The 18,231-nt window shown below is 70.4% G+C and carries 20 protein-coding genes; 12 read left to right on the top strand and 8 right to left on the bottom strand.

Features of this window, described 5'->3' with window-relative positions; translation table 11 throughout:
- Nucleotides 1-180 precede the first annotated feature (180 nt).
- Nucleotides 181-480, bottom strand: a complete 300-nt coding sequence (locus EPN98_RS12285; protein ID WP_293362997.1) for a hypothetical protein — start codon at nucleotides 478-480, stop codon at nucleotides 181-183.
- Between the two features lie 268 nt (nucleotides 481-748).
- Between EPN98_RS12285 and EPN98_RS12280 the strand changes: the two genes are divergently transcribed.
- Nucleotides 749-1,546 (top strand): enoyl-CoA hydratase/isomerase family protein, encoded by a 798-nt coding sequence (locus EPN98_RS12280; RefSeq protein ID WP_293362996.1) that lies wholly within the window; start codon nucleotides 749-751, stop codon nucleotides 1,544-1,546.
- Between the two features lie 50 nt (nucleotides 1,547-1,596).
- Here the strand turns inward: EPN98_RS12280 and EPN98_RS12275 are convergent, their stop codons facing one another.
- Nucleotides 1,597-1,761, bottom strand: coding sequence for a hypothetical protein (locus EPN98_RS12275; protein WP_293362995.1), 165 nt, complete (start codon nucleotides 1,759-1,761; stop codon nucleotides 1,597-1,599).
- Nucleotides 1,762-1,856: 95 nt separating this feature from the next.
- Nucleotides 1,857-2,519, bottom strand: a complete 663-nt coding sequence (locus EPN98_RS12270) for a DsbA family protein (RefSeq protein WP_293362994.1) — start codon at nucleotides 2,517-2,519, stop codon at nucleotides 1,857-1,859.
- Nucleotides 2,520-2,730: 211 nt separating this feature from the next.
- Between EPN98_RS12270 and EPN98_RS12265 the strand changes: the two genes are divergently transcribed.
- Both EPN98_RS12265 and EPN98_RS12260 read left to right on the top strand, forming a co-directional pair.
- Nucleotides 2,731-5,169 (top strand): PAS domain-containing protein, encoded by a 2,439-nt coding sequence (locus EPN98_RS12265; protein ID WP_293362993.1) that lies wholly within the window; start codon nucleotides 2,731-2,733, stop codon nucleotides 5,167-5,169.
- Nucleotides 5,156-5,602 carry a response regulator gene (locus EPN98_RS12260; protein WP_293362992.1) on the top strand — a complete coding sequence of 149 codons (447 nt, stop codon included), beginning with the start codon at nucleotides 5,156-5,158 and terminating at the stop codon, nucleotides 5,600-5,602. The genes EPN98_RS12265 and EPN98_RS12260 overlap by 14 nt, the downstream gene beginning before the upstream one ends.
- A gap of 8 nt (nucleotides 5,603-5,610) precedes the next feature.
- Here the strand turns inward: EPN98_RS12260 and EPN98_RS12255 are convergent, their stop codons facing one another.
- A complete protein-coding gene (locus EPN98_RS12255; protein WP_293362991.1) occupies nucleotides 5,611-6,291 on the bottom strand; it encodes a Crp/Fnr family transcriptional regulator in 681 nt (226 codons plus the stop codon).
- Nucleotides 6,292-6,370: 79 nt separating this feature from the next.
- Between EPN98_RS12255 and EPN98_RS12250 the strand changes: the two genes are divergently transcribed.
- Nucleotides 6,371-7,210, top strand: a complete 840-nt coding sequence (locus tag EPN98_RS12250; RefSeq protein ID WP_293362990.1) for a TauD/TfdA family dioxygenase — start codon at nucleotides 6,371-6,373, stop codon at nucleotides 7,208-7,210.
- A gap of 18 nt (nucleotides 7,211-7,228) precedes the next feature.
- On the opposite strand, the gene EPN98_RS12245 is transcribed toward EPN98_RS12250, so the two are convergent.
- The 4 genes from EPN98_RS12245 to EPN98_RS12230 form a co-directional block, all read right to left on the bottom strand.
- A complete protein-coding gene (locus tag EPN98_RS12245; protein WP_293362989.1) occupies nucleotides 7,229-8,005 on the bottom strand; it encodes a CPBP family glutamic-type intramembrane protease in 777 nt (258 codons plus the stop codon).
- Nucleotides 8,006-8,226: 221 nt separating this feature from the next.
- Nucleotides 8,227-8,904 carry a glutathione binding-like protein gene (locus EPN98_RS12240; protein WP_293362988.1) on the bottom strand — a complete coding sequence of 226 codons (678 nt, stop codon included), beginning with the start codon at nucleotides 8,902-8,904 and terminating at the stop codon, nucleotides 8,227-8,229.
- A 159-nt stretch (nucleotides 8,905-9,063) separates the two neighbouring features.
- Nucleotides 9,064-9,420, bottom strand: coding sequence for a hypothetical protein (locus tag EPN98_RS12235; protein WP_293362987.1), 357 nt, complete (start codon nucleotides 9,418-9,420; stop codon nucleotides 9,064-9,066).
- A 108-nt stretch (nucleotides 9,421-9,528) separates the two neighbouring features.
- Complete coding sequence (locus EPN98_RS12230) at nucleotides 9,529-10,425, bottom strand: LysR family transcriptional regulator (RefSeq protein ID WP_293362986.1); 897 nt, start codon at nucleotides 10,423-10,425, stop codon at nucleotides 9,529-9,531.
- A 126-nt stretch (nucleotides 10,426-10,551) separates the two neighbouring features.
- Here EPN98_RS12230 and EPN98_RS12225 point away from each other — a divergent pair, with 126 nt between their 5' ends.
- The 8 genes from EPN98_RS12225 (at nucleotide 10,552) to EPN98_RS12190 (ending at nucleotide 18,165) form a co-directional block, all read left to right on the top strand.
- Nucleotides 10,552-11,163 carry a glutathione S-transferase family protein gene (locus EPN98_RS12225; protein ID WP_293362985.1) on the top strand — a complete coding sequence of 204 codons (612 nt, stop codon included), beginning with the start codon at nucleotides 10,552-10,554 and terminating at the stop codon, nucleotides 11,161-11,163.
- Nucleotides 11,164-11,216: 53 nt separating this feature from the next.
- The gene (locus tag EPN98_RS12220) at nucleotides 11,217-13,286 is read left to right on the top strand and encodes a pyridoxamine 5'-phosphate oxidase family protein (RefSeq protein ID WP_293362984.1); all 2,070 of its coding nucleotides are present in this window, start codon (nucleotides 11,217-11,219) and stop codon (nucleotides 13,284-13,286) included.
- Nucleotides 13,287-13,318: 32 nt separating this feature from the next.
- Nucleotides 13,319-13,783 carry a nuclear transport factor 2 family protein gene (locus EPN98_RS12215; protein WP_293362983.1) on the top strand — a complete coding sequence of 155 codons (465 nt, stop codon included), beginning with the start codon at nucleotides 13,319-13,321 and terminating at the stop codon, nucleotides 13,781-13,783.
- A gap of 95 nt (nucleotides 13,784-13,878) precedes the next feature.
- Nucleotides 13,879-14,874 carry an NADPH:quinone oxidoreductase family protein gene (locus EPN98_RS12210; RefSeq protein WP_293362982.1) on the top strand — a complete coding sequence of 332 codons (996 nt, stop codon included), beginning with the start codon at nucleotides 13,879-13,881 and terminating at the stop codon, nucleotides 14,872-14,874.
- Nucleotide 14,875: 1 nt separating this feature from the next.
- Nucleotides 14,876-15,535, top strand: coding sequence for a nitroreductase (locus EPN98_RS12205; RefSeq protein WP_293362981.1), 660 nt, complete (start codon nucleotides 14,876-14,878; stop codon nucleotides 15,533-15,535).
- Between the two features lie 116 nt (nucleotides 15,536-15,651).
- A complete protein-coding gene (locus EPN98_RS12200; protein WP_293362980.1) occupies nucleotides 15,652-16,341 on the top strand; it encodes a hypothetical protein in 690 nt (229 codons plus the stop codon).
- Nucleotides 16,341-17,579 (top strand): M48 family metallopeptidase, encoded by a 1,239-nt coding sequence (locus tag EPN98_RS12195; RefSeq protein ID WP_293362979.1) that lies wholly within the window; start codon nucleotides 16,341-16,343, stop codon nucleotides 17,577-17,579. The genes EPN98_RS12200 and EPN98_RS12195 overlap by 1 nt, the downstream gene beginning before the upstream one ends.
- Before the next feature lies 1 nt (nucleotide 17,580).
- Entirely contained in the window at nucleotides 17,581-18,165 is a 585-nt protein-coding gene (locus tag EPN98_RS12190) for a hypothetical protein (protein WP_293362978.1), read from the top strand.
- Nucleotides 18,166-18,231: the final 66 nt, after the last annotated feature.

The following is an 18,231-nucleotide window of genomic DNA, read 5'->3' as shown; positions in this document are numbered from 1 at the left end:
GGCTGCGGCCAACACCGCGGCCGACTCGGCCAACATGGCGGCCGACAAGGCCACCGAGGCCGCCAACGAGGCCAAGTCCGCGATGGAGCCCGCGCCGAAGTAGGCCGGCGCTTTCAAGCCACCTGAAGACGCCCCGTCGGCCCGGCCGGCGGGGCGTTTTCGTGCGCGCGAGCTCGGGGGCTATTTGGCCTGGCTGGGCGAGAGGTTCTGGAGGTTGCGCTGCAGGGCGTTGCCGTCGCCGAGGTTTCCGCTGGGCAGCGGCGCGCCGGCCGAATCCTGGGGCGCGAAGACCGCGCTGGTGTCGCGGGCCTTGCCGGTGGCCGGGTCGATGACGGCGGCCCGAACGTCGCTGACGGCGGCGGCGACGTGGGTGTCGACCGGTGCGGCGGCTTCGGCGGCCGGCGCGGGAGCCTTGGCCTGGCAGGCGGTGAGGGCCAGGGCGGCCAGGATGATGCCGACGCGGGGGGAGAGGCGCTTCATTTTCGGGCGTCCTTCTTGTTGTGTCGCCGCACCCCGCGGGGGCGGGACGCGCGACAAGCCCGGTTAGAGTGGACACGGTTTATGAAGGGTTGCCGACCGTCAGCGGCTGTTCGGGCGCGACGAACGGTCGTCTCGGCGCTCCGGCCCGGTTTCGAGGCGCCGACCCTGGGCCTTTGCCGGGTCTTTGGGCCCTGAACAGGGGCCTGGGCCTTCCCGACCGCGCCGGGGCGCCTATGCTGGCGCGAACAACAGGATCCCGGGGGAGACCATGAGCGCACTCGTCACCACGTCGGACGTCGGCCACGTCCGCACGATCACGCTGAACCGGCCCGAGAAGAAGAACGCGCTGAGCCAGGCCCTGGCCTGGGGGGTGATCGAGGCGGTGGACGCCGCGGCGCTGGACGACAACGTCTGGGTGGTGGCGATCACCGGCAGCGGCGACGCGTTCTGCGCGGGCCTGGACCTGTCGCCGGGCGCCGAGCCCTATTCGCCCTACTCGCCCCAGAACGCCCAGCTGGACGACATCGGCTGGGTGGGGAACTTCCTGCTGTCGATCCGCAAGCGCTGCGACAAGCCGGTGGTGGGCGGGGTCAACGGCGTGGCGGTGGGCGCGGGCCTGGGCCTGGCCATGGCCACCGACGTGCGGCTGGTGGCGAAGAGCGCGCGGCTGATGGCGGGCTACACGCGGATCGGCGGATCGCCTGACGCGGGCCTGACGATCACCCTGCCCCAGGCCATGGGCTATGAGCGGGCCATGCGCTTCATGATGGAGAACCGCACGCTGAACGGCGACGAGGCGGTGGCGTGGGGCATGGCCGGCGAGGTGGTGGACGACGCGGCGTTCGGCGAGCGGCTGGCGGCCTACTGCCAGGAGCTGTGCGCCTGGTCGCCGATCACGCTGCGGCTGCTGAAGCGGGGCATCGTGAAGAGCTACGAGAGCCACGATATGGAACAGCAGCTGCGCTACGAGGTGGGCAACATCCGCAAGGCGTTCGGCAGCGAGGACGGCCAGGAGGCGCGCCGCGCGTTCCTGGAGAAGCGCAAGCCGGTCTTCCAGGGGAAGTGAGCGGGACCCTCCCGCAGCCGTCGGGACGGCGGCTGGCGGCGCCTGAGCGGCTACCTCTCGGCGGGCGTGGGCATGTTGCTGACCTGAGGCTTGGGCAGCGTCGGCCGGGTCGAACCCGGGTCACGGGGCGGGAGCGGCGTCTTGCAGGCCGCCAGCGACAGGCTCGCGAGGGACACGACCGCCACGGCGACGAGGAAGATCAGACGAGTGGACATGGCGGAACTCCTGGACGCTCGGGAACCGTAACGGCGGGGCGCCGGCGTAGTTCATCGTCAGCTTGACAGTGGGTCGCGGCGAAAGCCACGGCGCTCTAGGCGGCAGGCGGCGCCGGGGGGCCGGCCTTGCGGGCGCGTTCGACGACCTTGGCGAGGTTGCGCTCGTCGAGGCCGCCCGGCACCAGGTAGCGGCCGACCACATAGCCCGGGGTGCCCTGGAGACCCAGGCCGAACGCCTGCAGGTTGTGGCGGCGGATCTGCTCGTCGATCTCGCGGGCGTGGCGGCGCGCCAGCTTGAGGTCCACGCCGGCGTCGCGGGCGATGGCCTCGACGCGCTCGGCGGTGAGCGCGCCCTTGGCCGACATCAGCGCCTTGTGGACCTCGAGGTAACGGCCCTGGCGATGGGCGGCCAGCGCCGTGCGGGCGGCGATTTCCGAGCCGGGCCCCCGGATCGGCCAGTCCTTGAACACGACGCGGACGGTGGGGTCGGTCTCCAGGAGGCGCAGGAGCGCGCCGTCGGTCGCCTTGCAGACCCCGCACTGGTAGTCGGTGAAGACGACGATGGTGACCTCGGGCCGCTGGGCCCCGAAGGCGGGCGTGCCGGGATCGCTCAGGGCGTCACGGACTACGGGCGTCGCGGTGAGCTGAACGCCGTCGGGCGCGCGCAATTGCAGCGCCGCCGAGACGCCGAAGCCGGCGGCCAGCGCGGCGGCCAGGCTGAGGGCCGCGGTGGACGGACGCTTGGCGAACAGCTTCATCCGGTGGAGGTGCCCATTTGGGCGGCGCGGCGCAAGAGGTGAGGCCCCTCCGCCAAGCCCGCCGAGCGGCGTGGGGGTCGCCGTCGAGCGGGCGAAAACCTCGACAAAATGTCGCAGGCTTCTCAGCGTTCGAATGGGGAATGTTAACCCTCCATTCCCCTTGGTGGCCAAAACTCACGGGCCAAAAGAAGATGGGGGGCGGGTGTCGGCAATGTTTGAAGCGGAGCGACTTGCGGCGCTGCACGGCCTGGATGTCCTGGACACGCCGCCGGAAGCCATCTTCGACAGCCTGACGCGGCTAGCGGCGCTGACGTTTCAGACGCCGATCGCGCTGGTCTCCCTGGTCGACGCCGACCGCCAATGGTTCAAATCCTGCCTAGGCCTGGATGTCCGCGAGACCTCGCGGGACGTCGCGTTCTGCGATCATGCCATTCGGGAAGCGGGCGTGATGGTGGTGCTGGACGCGACCCAGGACGCCCGGTTCGCGGACAATCCCCTGGTCACCGGCGATCTCGGCATCCGCTTCTACGCGGGCGCGCCGCTCGTGGCGCGCTCGGGGCACCGCCTGGGCACGCTCTGCATCATCGACGTCGAGCCGCGTGCGTCCTTCGACGAGGTCGCGCGCGCCCAGTTGGCGGCGATGGCGACCGCCGTCAGCGACGCCCTGGCCATGCGACGGGACATCTCCAGCTTCGTCGCGCTGGAGCGCGAGCGCGCCAGGGATCGCGCGCTGCTGGCCCAGGCCGAAGAGATGGCCGGCGTCGGGCATTGGTCCTGGGACGCGACCAACGACACGACGTCCTGGTCGCCCGCCGTCTATCGCATTCACGGGTACGACACCGCTCTGCCCCCGCCCGACCTGGCCGGCGTCCTGGCCATGTACCATCCCGACGACGCGACGGCGCTGGCCGGGCTGGTCCAAAGAGCCGTCTCGCATGCCGAGCCGTACGCCCTGAACGCGCGGATCATCCGCCCCGATGGCGAGGTTCGGCATGTCGCCGCGCGCGGAAGCTGCGACTGCGACGAAACGGGCGCCGTGCGTTCGCTGGTGGGCACCTTCGTCGACGTGACGGACCTCAAACTCGCGGATGAGAAACTCCGCGCCAACGAGGCGCGTCTCAACTTCCTGATGGAACAGTCGGCGGACCTGGTCGTCCGCACCGAGCCTGGACGGGGCATCACCTGGGTCTCCCCGAGTTGCCGGCTCTACGGCTACGAGCCCGAAGACCTCGTCGGGACCCTCGCGCTCGAACTGGTGCATCCTGACGATGTGGCGAACCTTCAGGCGCTGCGCGCCGCGCGGTTCGCCGGCCTGCCAGACCCGCCGGGGAGCAGCCGGCAACACCGCATCCGCCACAAGAACGGCGGCTGGATCTGGGTTCAGGGCAACCCGACGATCATCAAGGACGCGGAGGGCCAGGTCGTCGAGATCGTGAACGTGCTGAGAGACGTGACGGCGGAACAGGAGACCGCCATAGCCCTCGCGGCCGCCCGCGACGCGGCCCAGGCGGCCGCCCAGGTGAAGACGGACTTCATGGCCAACATGAGCCATGAGATCCGCACGCCGCTGACGGCGATCCTCGGCTACACGACGCTGCTTTCGGAGCGTCCGGAACTCGAACTCGAGGCGCGCACCTATGTTTCGCGCCTGAACAATGCCGGGCAGGCCTTGCTCGCCATCGTCAACGACATCCTGGATTTCTCGAAACTCGAGGCGGGACAGGTCGTCCTCTCGCCGAAGCCGACACCGATCTCGAACCTGTTTCGGGACACGTTGCTGCTGTTTGCGCCGCAAGCCGACGCGAAGGGTCTCGAACTGGATTTCGCCGTCGCGGGCGAGTTGCCGGGCGCGCTGCTCGTCGATCCTGACAAGCTGCGCCAGATCCTGCTGAACGTGATCGGCAATGCGGTGAAGTTCACCGACCAGGGCCATGTTCGCCTGAAGACCGGCTACGACCCCGACGGCGGCAAGATCGACATCTGGGTCGAGGACACCGGCCCGGGCATGACGCCGGAACAGACGCGCAAGCTCTTCCAGAGATTCTCGCAGGTGGATGGGTCATCGACCCGCAGGCATGGCGGCACCGGTCTGGGTCTCGCCATCAGCCACGGTCTTGCGGAGGTGATGGGCGGAGGCATTTCCGTCTCGAGCGAGCCGGAGCGAGGCTCGACCTTCCATATCCACATTCCGGCCGTCGCCGCGGAGGTCTCTGACGAGCTCGACGTCGCCGACATCGCAGGTCACGCGGTCCTCGATGGGATCCGGGTGCTCGTCATCGACGACAATCCCGTCAACCGCGAACTCGCCCGCGCGATCCTGGCGCCATTCGGAGTCGAGATCAGCGAAGCCACGTCGGCGGGCGAGGGCCTTGCCCTGGCGGCCGAGCTGCCGGTGGACGCCATACTGCTGGACATCAGAATGCCCGAGATGGACGGGCCGGAAGCGCTGGACTGCCTGAGGGCCTCCGACGGTCCGAACCAGTTCGTTCCCGTGCTGGCGTTCACCGCAGGGTCCGAGGCGTTCCTGAAGCAGGACCTGGAGAGCTTCGACGGCGTGGTCGCCAAGCCCATGATCCCAGCCGACGTGATCGCGGCGATCCACGCCGCCATCTTCGGCGATTCAGAGGAGGCGCGCCGTGCTGCAGTTTGACTCGCATCGGGCGCGTGTCCTGGTGGTGGATGATGATCCCCTGGTGCTCGACATCGTGACGACCCGGCTTTCGCTGGCCGGCTGCACGACCTACAGCGCCCGCGACGGCCTGGCCGCGATAGAGCGGCTTCGCGACATTCGGCCGACCGCCATGGTGCTGGATATCAACATGCCGGGCCTCGACGGGTTCGGCGTGCTCAAGCACATGAAGGCCACCGGCGTCATCCAGTCGATCGCCACCCTGGTGCTGACCGCGCGGAACCGGCCGGAGGACGTCAAGCTCGCCGTCACGCTGGGCGCGCGCGACTACCTGTCGAAGCCCTTCAAGGACGAGCAGCTGCTGATCCGGATGGCCCGTCTCCTGCGGAACCGGGCTCCCAAGCCGGCGGGCCCCAGCGCCAGCATCAGGATGCCGCCTCCCCCCCTCCGCTGAGGCAGGGCTCAGCCTCCGGCCACACGGCGCAGGCCCGCGAGGTCGGTGATGGTGAGGCCGCCGTAGGCGCGGCGGACGAGACCGTCGCGCTCCAGGGCGGCCAGGTGGAGGTTAGCGGTCTTGCGGGTAAGACCCACCATCTCGCCCAGCGTTTCCTGGGTGATGCGCAGGACGGACTGAGGCGAGGGGCCCGCCAACTGGGCCAGACGCCGCGCCAGCCGCTGGCGCGGCGGCAAGGCGGCGTGGTCGCCCAGCATTTCGAGCAGGGTGCGGAGCTGGAGGTAGAGCAGCGCCGAGACCGCCTCCCACAGGCGCGGCTCGTCCTGTGCGATGCGGCCGAGGGCGCGGTCCGAGACCTGCAGGATCAGGGCGTCCTCGGCGGCGATGGCGGTGACCAGGCGAGGACCGCCGCCGAACCGCGCGGTCTGGCCCAGGGCCGCGCCGGCGCCGACCTGGCTCAACAGCACCTCGCGATCGCCGGGCGCCTTGCAGTAGAGGTGAAGCGCGCCCTTGAGAACGACCAGAACGCCGGTCTCGTCGTCGCCCTCCCCGTGCGCCCATTGGCCGGCGGCGAGGGCGACGAGGCGACCGTGCGCCAGGAAGAGCTCGGCCAGAGCGGGGCCGCCCTGGGCCAGCCAGACCGACCGGGCCAGGATCTCGACGGCGAGCGCGCGGTCGGCAGGTGTCATGCGCGGAATGTAACGAGGGTTACAGTCGGAGCCAACCGCGCCCCGCAGACTGCGTGGAACGAGAGACCGGAGGATGCCCATGACCACGCCCACCGCCCTCGACCTGGAGCGCCTGACCGGCTGCGGCGCGAAGACCCGCGGCCTGGACGTGCGGAGCGCCGATGACGCTACGATAGACGCGATCCGCCAGGCCATCTTCGACCACGGCGTGGTGTTCTTCGAGGGCCAGACCCTGACCCCGGACGACCAGATCGCGTTCGCGCGGCGGCTGGGGCCGATCGTGATCAATCGCTACTTCCCCAAGACCGAGCAGTGGCCCGAGATCGCCAAGGTGGAAAAGACCGAGACCCAGACCGGGAACATCGGCGGCGGCTGGCACACCGATCACTCGTACGACGCGGCGCCGGCCATGGGCTCGGTGCTGCTGGCCGTGCAGACGCCGCCGGTGGGCGGCGACACCCTATTTGCCGACATGTACGCCGCCTACGACACGCTGAGCCCCGAGATGAAGGCGCGGCTGGTCGGCCTCGTCGCGCGCCACAGCTCGGCGCACATCTTCGGCGAGCGCGGCGCCTACACCCACAGCGGACGTCCGGAGATGGCCGGCAACATCGACCTGCCCGAGGCGGTCCACCCCGTGGTGATCACCCACCCCGGCAGCGGCAAGAAGGCGCTGTACGTGAACCCGACTTTCACCCGCGAGATCGTGGGTCTGGACGCCGAAGAGAGCCGGTCGCTGCTGGACCAGCTGTTCGCCCACGCCATAAATCCGCGGTTCGTACATCGCTTCAGCTGGTCGCCGGGCTCGATGGCCATCTGGGACAATCGCGCCACCTGGCACTATGCCCTCAACGACTACCAGGGCCACTACCGGCTAATGCACCGCATCACCCTGGACGGCGTGCCTCTCGCGGCGTGAGACGGCTGAGGGCCCTGCTCAGCGCGGCGCTGGCGGCCGCGGCCGACGCGCCCGCAGAGCGAGAAGGGCTGCGAGCGCCAGGAGCGGGAAGACCAGCCCGCCCGGCGCCGGGAAGAAGCCCCAGGCGCCCGCCTCGAACCCGCCCACGCCGGCGGCCATGAGCCCGGCCAGGAAGATGTTGGGCGCTGCGTGGCCCGCGGCAGCGGCCAGCCAGGTGCCGGCCCTGCGCCGAAGGTCGGTGAGCAGGAAGCGGTAGACGAGGCACGCGGCGACGAAGGCGGCGATCATGCCGGGCGGGCCCTGCTCAAGGTAGGGGAAGAGGCCGACGCCGAGCACCACCGGCACGAGATGCCAGGCCGCCCACACCAGGCCCAGGACCGCCACGCCCCAGCGCGGCCCGAGCGCGCCTTCGGCCAGTGCGAGCCCGCCGCCGGCCCATCCCAGTTCCTCAAGGACGCTGGTCAGGGTCGACACGCCGACGACCGCCAGGAGGGCCGAGCCTGTGACGCCGGTCGGACTGAAGCGCGCAGCGCCCGCCAGAAAGGCCACGGCGAGGGCGCCGCCCGCGATGGCCAGCGTCACGCCCGCCGCCCCCGCGACCCAGGCCCAGCGCCGCTTGCCCCGCGCGCCGCCAACCCCCCAGTTCAACAGCAGGCCCGCCACGGCCGGCGACAGGATCATCGCGAGCTTGCCCAGCTCGACCAGCTGAGGATCGGCCTGGGCCATCAGGGACGCCGGCAGCGCCAGGACGACGGCGACGAAGATCGCGAAGCGGATGGGAACGAGACCTGACATTCTGTAGCTCCGTCTGGAGCGCCGGGCGGCGCTCAAGCTGGGTCGACGTGGACCTGATGTCCGCCTCGGACGCGCGGGGGATCCGGTGTCGCGCCCTGCCGCGACTTGGGCTTGTCCACCCTCTCAGGGCATTCCAACGGACCCGCGAACGCCTCTACGGCCCAGCAGTGCACACATCGACGGACGCCGGCGCCGAGGTCCAGAGCAAAATCGTGGCACATCTAGGCTGCGCCGGGCTCGGCGGTCGCCGCGACCGGCGCCGGCCGGGACCCGTCTCCGGCCTGCGACAATCTCCGGATCGCGCGGGACGTGGCGGGACGCGCCTCGATGCGATCGACCCAGGCCGAAAGCGCGGGAAAGTCGCTCAGCGAGAAGCCCCCGTAACCCATTCGACGCACCCAGCCGAAGTGGGCGATGTCGGCGACCGAATAGTCCTCGCCGTTCAGCCAGCCAGCTTCGCGAACCCTTTGCTCCAGCAGCCCGAGCAGGCGCGCCGCTTCGCCCCGGAACCGTTCGGACGCGTAGGGATCGGGCGCGCTGAGACCGCGGAAGTGACCGGCGGCGCCCAGGGCCGGGCCCAGCCCGGCCACCTGAAGGAATAGCCAGCTGAGCGTCTGGGCCTTGGCCTGCGGCGTCGCGCCCAGCAGCACGCCGCACCTCTCGCCGAGGTGGAGCAGGATCGCGCCGGATTCGAACACCGTGATCGGCGCGCCCCCTTCGCCGCCAGGGTGGCGGATGGCCGGGATCTTTCCGTTCGGATTGACCTGCGCGAACTCGGGCGAGCGCAGCTCCGGGCTCCCCAGCTTCATCATGCGCACCACGTACGGCGCGCCGAGCTCCTCAAGGGCGATCGGGATCTTGATCCCGTTCGGGGTGTCGGCGGTGAACAATTCGATCATCGGAAGACCTTTCGGGAGCGCATCAGAGGACGCGCATCAGGGTTTCGAGGCCGACCTCGCCGGCGCGCTCGCCGCTGAGCAGAGACGCGAGGCGGTCGGGGTGGGGCCGCGGCGGCTGGCGCGGTCTCCGGACAGACGGGCGGGTGAAGGCGCGGAGCATCATCGGGCGTCCCTCAGGATCCGGTCCGTCGCCTGGGCGATGCGTTCGAAGGCCAAGGCCGTGACGCCCAGGCGCGCCCCGCGCTGCCGCTTGCGGTCGGCCTCGATCGGGTCGCCCTGCTTCAGCGCGCGGGCGTAGGCCAGGAGGATCGAGGCGCGCACCTCGAAGCTTCGCCCGGCGCGCGCGGCGTCGATCTCGGCGCCGCTGAGGCCCGCGCGCTGCGCCTGGTTCATGAGTTGGGCCAGGGTGATCATGCAGGCGGTGTCGCCCAGCAGCGCGAGGCGCAGCTGCGCCTCAAGGCGCGCGCGAAACCAGGTTCGCGGGGTCGCGTCGCCGGGCGGGCGCTTCTCGCTCATGTCGTTCTCCAGACCGCGGATCGGGTCGGTCGGGAGTTACGCCTTGGCGTCAGCGTAGATAATCAGCGTCCTGCACAATCCACTATTCCGAATATCGGAATACCGTCGTCAGTTCACGAACCGGTTCGCCCGCAGGCGGACCGCGGCGAAATCCACGAAGGCGCGCACTTTCGCCGAGGCGTTCCGCCCCTCGGGGTGAACGATATGGATCGGAAGCGGCTCTTCCTCGAAGTCGTCGAGGGTGGTCTGGAGAGCCCCGCTCTGGAGGTCGGGGCCGATCTGATACGACAGCACCCGCGTGAGGCCCCAGCCAGAGCGGGCCGCGCTGATGGCGCCCTCGTTGGAGTTACAAAACAGGGCGGGCGTCACGTGCGTGACGATCCTGGAGTCCGGCCCGAAGCGCCAGTCGAGGGACGTCCAGGCGCTGGTCGCCGCGATGATCCGGTGGCGGGTGAGGTCGGATGGATGGTCCGGGACGCCGTGCCGCTCGAAGTAGCCGGGCGCCCCGCACACGACGCGGCGCACCGAGCCCACCTTGATCGCGGTCTGGCTGGAATCCGGCAGGTGTCCGATCCGGATCGCGACATCAATGCCCTCGTCGACGAGGTTGGTCACCCGATCCAGGAACAGGAGCCGCCCGGTGACCTCGGGATGGGCGTCGAGGAAGTCGGTGACGATGGGAATGATGTAGATCTGGCCGAAGAGCACCGAGGCCGTGATGGTGATGACGCCGGTCGGCCGGGCGTAGGACCCGGCGGCGGCGGCCTCGGCCTCCTCGATGGCGGCCAGGATCTGGCGGCAGTCCTCCACGTAGCGCTGGCCCACCTCGGTGAGCTTCACACTTCGGGTCGTGCGGGTCAGCAGGCGCGCCCCGACCAGGTCCTCAAGCCCCGCCACCGCCCGCGTAACCGCGGGCGGGCTGAGGTTGAGCTGGCGCGCGGCCTCCGCGAACCCGCCGGTGTCGGCGATCCGCACCAGCACGCGCATCGCGTGGAAGCGATCCATCCCCTGATCCGATCGTTATTCCATTTTCCGGAACACTGACTTGATCACAGCGAAGGTTCTTGCGCCAGGCGTTCTGTCGCATTTCTCGGGGGCCGGGACCGCCGGCCAACCCCAGGAGCCCCTCCCATGAAACTCTACTTCCACCCGATCTCGGGCCACGCCCACCGGGCGCGCCTCTTCCTGTCGCTCATCGGAGCCGACGTGGAGGTCGTCGACGTCGACCTAGCCAAGGGGCAGCACAAGTCGCCCGAGTACCTGGCTCTCAACCGCTTCGGCCAGGTTCCGCTGCTGGACGACGACGGCGTGATCGTGCCCGACTCCAACGCCATCATGGTCTACGCCGCCAAGAAGTTCGGCCGCACCGACTGGCTGCCCGAAGACCCCGCCGGCGCCGCCGCGGTCCAGCGCTGGCTGTCGGTGGCCGCCGGGCAGATCGCCTTCGGCCCCGCCGCCGCACGCCTGGTCACCATCTTCAACGCAGGGTTCAACCCGGAAGAGGTGATCGGCCGCGCCCATGCCGTCCTGAAGGTGATCGAGGCCGAGCTGGTCGGCCGCCAATGGATCGCCGCCGACCGTCCGACGATCGCCGACGTGGCGCTGTACAGCTACATCGCCCGCGCCCCCGAGGGGAACGTGGACCTGTCGGACTATGCCAACGTCCGGGCCTGGCTCGGCCGCATCGAGGCGCTGCCCGGCTTCGTGGCGTTCGGTGTGACGCCGGTGGGCCTGGCCGCCTGAGTCGCGAGAGGGGCGCGTCCACCTCGCTTCCCCCCGTTCCCGAGGAGTCCGGCATGTCTGGCGAACCCAACACCACACCCTCGCCCTTCCATGAGGGCGAGGTGACCCTGCAGCGAACGGTGGGGGTGGCCGAGCGCCTGGAGCAATTCGGGCGCCGGGTCATTCGCGACCACATGCCGGACCAGCATCGCACGTTCTATCGGCAGCTGCCCTTCATCGTGCTGGGCGCTGTCGATGGGGCGGGCGACGCCTGGGCGACCCTGGTGGCGGGGTATCCCGGCTTCATGACCAGCCCCGACCCGCGCCGGCTGCAGTTTACGACCGAGGCCGATCCCGCCGACCCCGCCACGGCGGGGCTCGGCGACGGCGCGGCGGTGGGCCTGCTGGGCATCGAGCTGCACACGCGCCGGCGCAACCGCATGAACGGCCATGTCCGGCGCGAGGCCGACGGGCGCTTCGCCGTCGAGGTCGAGCATGCGTTCGGCAACTGCCCGCAGTACATCCGCCTGCGCGACTACGAGTTCGTCCGCGCGCCCGGCACGCCGACGGCGCCGGACCTGACGCGGCCCGCCGACCTGAGCGATCCACGCGTCCGCGAGATGATCGAAGGCGCCGACACCTTCTTCGTGGCCTCGTACGTCGAGGACGCCGCAGGGCGACATGTCGATGCGTCGCATCGCGGCGGCAAACCGGGGTTCGTGCGGATCAACGCCGACGGGTCGCTGACCATCCCCGACTTCGCCGGCAACCTGCACTTCAACACGCTGGGCAACTTCCTGCTGAATCCGCGGGCGGGCCTGGTCTTTCCGGACTTCCGGACGGGCGACCTGCTGCAGCTGACGGGTGACGCCGAGGTCGTGCTGGATTCGCCCGAGATCGGCGCGTTCCAGGGCGCGGAGCGGCTCTGGGTGTTCCGCCCGCGCAAGGTGGTGCTGCGCCAGGCGGCGCTGCCGCTACGCTTCGTGGCGCAGGCCGACGGCGACTCGCCGAACAACCAGATGACCGGCGACTGGGCCGGGGTGGCCGCCCGGCTGGAGGCCGAGGCGCTGAAGTCGCAATGGCGGCCGTTCCGGGTGGCCCGCATCGTCGACGAGAGCCGCGTCATCCGCTCGATCCATCTGGAGCCCGCCGACGGCAAGGGCATCGTGGCGCACGCGGCGGGACAGCATCTGCCGATCCGCATCCGCCCGGGTGGTCAGGACGCCCCGGTCATCCGCACCTACACGATCTCGACCGCGCCGTCGGACGGCCACTACCGCATCAGCGTCAAGCGCCAGGGCCTGGTGTCGACCCACCTGCACGACACCCTGAAGGTGGGCGACATCATCGAGGCGCGCGCGCCGGCCGGCCATTTCACGATCGACGCGCTGGAGCCCCGGCCAGCGGTGCTGCTGGCGGCGGGCGTGGGGATCACACCGATCCTGGCGATGCTGCGGACCCTCTTGTTCGAGGGCCTGCGCAAGCGGCGGGTGCGCCCGACCTATGTGTTCGTCGCGGCGCGGTCGCGGGCCGAGCGGGCGTTCGACGCCGAGATCGCCGAGCTGCAGGCGCGCGCCGGCGGCGCCGTGAAGGTGGTGCGCATCCTGGCGGACACGACGGACGCCGGAGCTGAGGACTACGACGTGCAGGGCCGGCTCGACATCGCGACGCTGCGCGGCGTCCTGCCGCTGGACGGCTATGACTTCTACCTCTGCGGGCCGCCGACCTTCATGCAGGGGCTGTACGACCAGTTGCGCGACATCGGCACGCCGGACGCGCGGATCCATGCCGAAGCGTTCGGGCCCGCCTCGCTGAAGCGCAGCGCGGAGGGCCCGGCCATCGACCGCGGGCCGCCGCCGGCGACGCAACCCGTCCCGGTCGCCTTCATCGCCTCGGGCAAGGAGGCCCGCTGGTCGCCGGACTCCGGCTCCCTGCTCGAGTTGGCCGAGGCGCGGGGCCTCACGCCCGAGTTCAGCTGCCGGGGCGGCAACTGCGGCACCTGCGCCGTGCGCGTGCTGAGCGGCGCCGTCGCCTACCCGGAAACACCCGAGGCCCCCGTGCCCGAAGGGAGCGCGCTGATCTGCTGCGCCGTCCCGGCCGACCCATCGGCGACGGGCGGCGACCGCCTGCTGCTGGATCTCTAGCCCCCCCAAACCTCAAACTTCAGGAGCCCGACATGTCACGTCCGCCACTGCCCCCGTTCTCCCTCGAGACCGCCCGCGAGAAGGTCAGGCTGGCCGAAGACGGCTGGAACAGCCGCGATCCCGCCCGGGTGGCGCTCGCCTATACGGAGGACACCGTCTGGCGAAACCGGGCCGAGTTCCCGAAGGGGCGCGCCGAGGTGGAAGCCTTCCTCACGCGCAAGTGGGCGAAGGAGCTGGACTACCGACTGATCAAGGAGCTGTGGGCGTTCGCCGAGAACCGGATCGCCGTGCGCTACGCCTATGAATACCACGACGACAGCGGCAACTGGTTCCGCGCCTATGGCAACGAGAACTGGGAGTTCGCCGCGGACGGGCTGATGCATCGCCGCTACGCGAGCATCAACGAGCACCCCATCGCCGAGGCGGACCGCAAGTTCCACTGGCCGCTGGGACGGCGGCCCGATGATCACCCGGGGCTGAGCGACCTGGGGCTCTAGAAGGCAAGGCTTCCAGGACAGGCGAGGCCGCAATTCCTGGAAGGCGCCGCCGCGTGAGCGGGCCTAAGTTCGGGTCGCGCAAGGCAGGAGCGGTGATGCGGAAAGTGGAAGCCCAGACGCTGGAGTCGATCGCCGACTACCGGCTGATCGAGGCCGCGGTCCCGACGCCGGGACCCAGGGAGGTGGTGGTCCAGGTCGCCGCCTGTGGCGTGGGCTATGTGGACGCGCTGGTGTCGCTGGGCCGCTATCAGGTGAAGCCGCCCCTGCCCCACACGCCGGGCCAGGAGGCCGGCGGCTGGATCGCCGCGGTGGGCGCCGAGGTCGAAGGGCTGGCGGTCGGCGAGCGGGTGATGGCCAACGTGCGCGGCGGCTTCGCCGAGTTCGCGCTCGCCCCTGCGGCTTCGGTCGTCAGGCTGCCGGACGCGATGAGCTTCGGCCAGGCCGCGGGGTTCCGGATCAATCACCTGACGGCGCTGCACGGCCTGCGCGACCGGGCGGGGCTGCAGGCCGGTGAGCGTCTGCTGGTGCTGGGGGCCGCGGGCGGCGTGGGCATGGCGGCGGTGCAGGTGGGCAAGCGGCTGGGCGCCACGGTGATCGCGGCGGCGTCGACCGACGAGAAGCGCGCGTTCGCGCTGGCGCATGGCGCGGACGTGGCGATCGACACCGCGCCCGAGGGCTGGCGCGAGCGGCTGAAGGACGCTGGCGGCGGGCGCGGCCCGGACGTGGTGTTCGATCCGGTCTGCGGGCCCCTGTTCGAGCCGGCCTTCCGGTCGCTGAGCTGGGGCGGGCGGCATCTGGTGGTGGGCTTCGCGGGCGGGCCGATCCCGGCGCTGCCGGCCAACCTGACCCTGATGAAGGGCGCGGCGCTTGTGGGCGTGGACGTGCGCCAGTTCCTGCTGTTCGAGGCCGAGCGCGCCGCGGCGGAGCTCAGCGAGCTGATGGGCTGGGTGGCGGACGGGTCGCTGACGCCGCCGGTCGGCCGGTCGTTCGCGCTCGAGGACTTCGCCGCCGCGCTGGCGTTCGCCCTGTCGGGACAAGGCGCGGGCAAGACGATTTTGACGCTGGCCGACGCGCCACATGGGGGACGCTGACATGAAGGTTTCCGAGGCGGTCGAGCACCGCCGCTCGATCCGGGCTTTCCGGCCCGATCCGGTCCCCGCGGCCACGGTGCGCGAGCTGCTGGAACGCGCGGGCCGGGCGCCCAGCGGCGGCAACCTGCAGCCGTGGCACGTACATGCGGTGACGGGCGAGCGGCTGGCGGCGCTGCTGGCGCAGGTGCGGGCCAACGGGCCGGACGCGGCGCCCAGCTATGCGATCTATCCCGACAACCTGTGGGAGCCCTACCGGTCGCGGCGGTTCAAGTGCGGCGAGGACCTCTATGCCTCGATCGGTATTCCCCGGGAGGACAAGGCGGGCCGTTTCCGGCAACTGGCGCGCAACACCGAGTTCTTCGGCGCGCCGGTGGGGGTGTTCTTCCTGATCGAGCGCAACATGGGCCCGCCGCAGTGGTCGGACCTTGGGATGTACATCCAGACGCTGATGCTGCTGGCCGTCGAGCAGGGGCTGGACACCTGCGCACAGGAGTACTGGTCGGTGTTCTCGAAGACCGTCGAGGGTTTCCTTGGGGCGCCGCCCGAGCAGATGCTGTTCTGCGGCCTGGCCCTGGGCTTCCGCGACCCCGACGCCCCGATCAACACCTGGCGCACCGAGCGCGACCCGCTGGAAGCCTGGGGGCATCTGCACGGGTTCTGAGGCTCAGTCGGCTGAAAACCTCGCAGGCTCCTCTTGCATGGAGCAAGCGTCGCTATAGCATAGCGAGCGGGGGGCGCAGACTCGCGCGCGGCGTGTCTGCCCTGGGGGGACTGTACTTGAAGCGTATCATTCCGATCGCGCTGGCTTGCCTATGGCTTGCGGCGTGCACCACCACGTCCACGCGGGTCGCGAACAAGGACGGCCCCAAGCCGCCCGCCGGCTCGCAGGTGTTGATGCTGGAGCCCGATGTCCAGCTGGGCCTGCTGACCGCCAGCGGCGTCACCGACCCGCGGGCCGACTGGAGCAAGGCGGCCAAGGACAACCTGACCCGCGAGATTGAGGCCCAGCTGAAGACCCGGGCCCACGGCTTCAAGATGATCGATCCCGAAGGGATGATGCAGGGGCGCACCGGCCAGCTGCTGCGCCTGAACGGCGCGGTGGGCCAGTCGATCATCCTGTTCAACTATTCGGGCCTGTCCCTGCCGACGAAGGGCAAGGATTTCGACTGGACGCTGGGGGAAGGCGTGCGGGAGCTGGGGGCTCAGCACGGCGCGCAGTACGCCCTGTTCGTGAACGCCAACGGCAACTACGCCAGCGGCGGTCGCGTGGCGGCGACGATCGGCATGGCGATGCTGGGCGTGTCGCTGCCCATGGGTCAGCAGCAGGTGTTGGCCTCGCTGGTCGACCTGAAGAGCGGCAAGGTGGTCTGGTTCAACGTCGCCATCGCCGGGCCCAACGCCGACATGCGCGAGCCCGAGGGCGCGAAGTCGCTGACGGCGTCGCTGCTCAAAGACATCCCGCTCTGATGTTCCGCGGACGCGCCCAGGCGATGGGCGCGGTGGCCGCTACGGCCCTGGTCGCAGCGACGCCTGCGCTCAGTGCGCCCCGCCCACCGGGCCTGAAGCCTGCCGTCGACAGCGTCGAGGCGGGGCTGTGGGATCTCATGGATAAGGCCGAACGCGAGGCGCGGCAGAAGGCGGAGCTCAACACCGACGCCGCGCTCAACGCCTATGTCCGGGACGTCATTTGCAAGGTCGCCACCGAGTACTGCGGCGACGTCCGGCTCTATGTGATGGACCGCCCGTTCTTCAACGCCACCATGGCGCCGAACGGCTACAGCGAGGTGTGGTCCGGCCTGCTTCTGCGCTGCGAGGACGAGTCGGAACTCGCGCTCGTGCTCAGCCATGAGGTGACCCACTTCTCCGAGAACCACAGCATTGAGGCCCACGAGGCCGACAAGCGGCGGCGCAACGCGACCATGGTGGTCGCAATGGGGATCGCGGTGGTCGGAACGGTGGCGGCCGCAGGGTCCGCCAATCCGCAGAGCGCCCAATCGATCATGGATGCGACAAGCAGCCTGATCGATGTCGTGTATCTCGCCTCGATCTCAAGCTACTTCAGATTCTCTCGCGAGCACGAGACAGAGGCCGACATCGTCGGCCTCCGCAGAATGGCGGCGGCGGGATACTCGCCGCAGGCTGGCGGCACCCTGTGGCGAGGATTGATCGCCGAGACGACGACCTCGGACTTCAAACGCGTTCGCGAGCAGGACACCCGGCTGGGGATTTTCGACAGCCACCCCTTGAGCCCCCTCCGGGCCGAGGCGCTGGACGCCGAGGCCGCCAAGCTGCCAGCCCCGACCCGCGTCGCGGCCAACCGCCACCGCGCCGCGATCCGGCCGTTCCTGGCCGCGTGGCTGAAGGACGATCTGCGGCGGCGCGACTTTGGCCAGACCCTGCACACGATCGACCGGCTGTCGAAGGCCAAGGAAGACCTGGGCGTCCTCAACTTCTATCGCGGCGAGGCGCTGCGGCAGCGGGGCAAGGCGGGCGACCTGGCCAACGCCGCCCTCGCCTACCAGGCCGCCACCGAACAGGCCGACGCGCCGCCCGCCGCCTGGCGCGAGCTGGGCGAGGCCCGCCGCCGCACCGGAGATGCCGCCGGCGCCAAGGCCGCCCTCGCCACCTACCTCAGCCGCGCACCCGAGGCCGACGACGCCTGGATGGTGCGCGAAACCCTGGACGCCCTCTCGAAAGGTGACTGACATGCGTATCCTGCGCCCCCTCCTGGCCGCCGCCGCCGTCCTGGCGCTGGCCGCCTGCGAAACGATCCCCAAGGCGCCCGCTGGCCCCTACAAGGCCGGCGCCTCGCAGGTGACGCTCGGCCGCGACTGGTCGGACGTCAGCGTCCTGCTGGCCGGCGGCCTCAAGAAGGTGAAGGTGCTCTCGATCGACGGGCCGATCCTGAACCGGCTCTACATCACCGACGGGCTGGCCGTGGGCGAGTCGCTGGTGAAGTCGCCGTCGAAGGAGCGGCCGACGCCGAAGCTGCGGGCCGGCATGAACAGCTCGGAGCGGATGGAGTTCGTCGCCGACAGCATCGCGGCGATGGGCTACCAGCGCGTCGAGACGATGAAGCCGCGGCCGGCGAAGTTCGGCGAACAGCAGGCGGTCCGCTTCGATATCACGGCGCGCACCGAGGACGGACTGGACGTGCAGGGCACGGCGCTGGCGTCCGAAGCCGCGGGCAAGACCGCGTTCGTGCTGTTCCTCGCCCCGGCCGAGCACTACTTCCAGGCCTCGCTGCCCGAAGTGGAAAAGGTCATGGCCTCTGCCCGCCCGGCGGGGTGACGGTTGGCGCGTTGGCGCCGCTACAGCACGCCGCAGACCATCTGCGCGATATGATTTGCCGATGGT

Origin of the sequence: Phenylobacterium sp. (assembly GCF_004299445.1) — a bacterium.
In the GTDB taxonomy this organism is placed as follows: Bacteria; Pseudomonadota; Alphaproteobacteria; order Caulobacterales; family Caulobacteraceae; genus Phenylobacterium.
Note: the sequence above shows the minus strand (reverse complement) of the source record. Positions and strands in the feature narration are given on the sequence as shown.

What these genes read in the sequence shown, in the direction of transcription:
- EPN98_RS12285 (WP_293362997.1), bottom strand. Translation starts at nt 480, where the DNA reads ATGAAGCGCCTCTCCCCCCGCGTCGGCATCATCCTGGCCGCCCTGGCC.
- EPN98_RS12280 (WP_293362996.1), top strand. Translation starts at nt 749, where the DNA reads ATGAGCGCACTCGTCACCACGTCGGACGTCGGCCACGTCCGCACGATC.
- EPN98_RS12275 (WP_293362995.1), bottom strand. Translation starts at nt 1,761, where the DNA reads ATGTCCACTCGTCTGATCTTCCTCGTCGCCGTGGCGGTCGTGTCCCTC.
- EPN98_RS12270 (WP_293362994.1), bottom strand. Translation starts at nt 2,519, where the DNA reads ATGAAGCTGTTCGCCAAGCGTCCGTCCACCGCGGCCCTCAGCCTGGCC.
- EPN98_RS12265 (WP_293362993.1), top strand. Translation starts at nt 2,731, where the DNA reads ATGTTTGAAGCGGAGCGACTTGCGGCGCTGCACGGCCTGGATGTCCTG.
- EPN98_RS12255 (WP_293362991.1), bottom strand. Translation starts at nt 6,291, where the DNA reads ATGACACCTGCCGACCGCGCGCTCGCCGTCGAGATCCTGGCCCGGTCG.
- EPN98_RS12250 (WP_293362990.1), top strand. Translation starts at nt 6,371, where the DNA reads ATGACCACGCCCACCGCCCTCGACCTGGAGCGCCTGACCGGCTGCGGC.
- EPN98_RS12245 (WP_293362989.1), bottom strand. Translation starts at nt 8,005, where the DNA reads ATGTCAGGTCTCGTTCCCATCCGCTTCGCGATCTTCGTCGCCGTCGTC.
- EPN98_RS12240 (WP_293362988.1), bottom strand. Translation starts at nt 8,904, where the DNA reads ATGATCGAATTGTTCACCGCCGACACCCCGAACGGGATCAAGATCCCG.
- EPN98_RS12235 (WP_293362987.1), bottom strand. Translation starts at nt 9,420, where the DNA reads ATGAGCGAGAAGCGCCCGCCCGGCGACGCGACCCCGCGAACCTGGTTT.
- EPN98_RS12230 (WP_293362986.1), bottom strand. Translation starts at nt 10,425, where the DNA reads ATGGATCGCTTCCACGCGATGCGCGTGCTGGTGCGGATCGCCGACACC.
- EPN98_RS12225 (WP_293362985.1), top strand. Translation starts at nt 10,552, where the DNA reads ATGAAACTCTACTTCCACCCGATCTCGGGCCACGCCCACCGGGCGCGC.
- EPN98_RS12220 (WP_293362984.1), top strand. Translation starts at nt 11,217, where the DNA reads ATGTCTGGCGAACCCAACACCACACCCTCGCCCTTCCATGAGGGCGAG.
- EPN98_RS12215 (WP_293362983.1), top strand. Translation starts at nt 13,319, where the DNA reads ATGTCACGTCCGCCACTGCCCCCGTTCTCCCTCGAGACCGCCCGCGAG.
- EPN98_RS12210 (WP_293362982.1), top strand. Translation starts at nt 13,879, where the DNA reads ATGCGGAAAGTGGAAGCCCAGACGCTGGAGTCGATCGCCGACTACCGG.
- EPN98_RS12205 (WP_293362981.1), top strand. Translation starts at nt 14,876, where the DNA reads ATGAAGGTTTCCGAGGCGGTCGAGCACCGCCGCTCGATCCGGGCTTTC.
- EPN98_RS12195 (WP_293362979.1), top strand. Translation starts at nt 16,341, where the DNA reads ATGTTCCGCGGACGCGCCCAGGCGATGGGCGCGGTGGCCGCTACGGCC.
- EPN98_RS12190 (WP_293362978.1), top strand. Translation starts at nt 17,581, where the DNA reads ATGCGTATCCTGCGCCCCCTCCTGGCCGCCGCCGCCGTCCTGGCGCTG.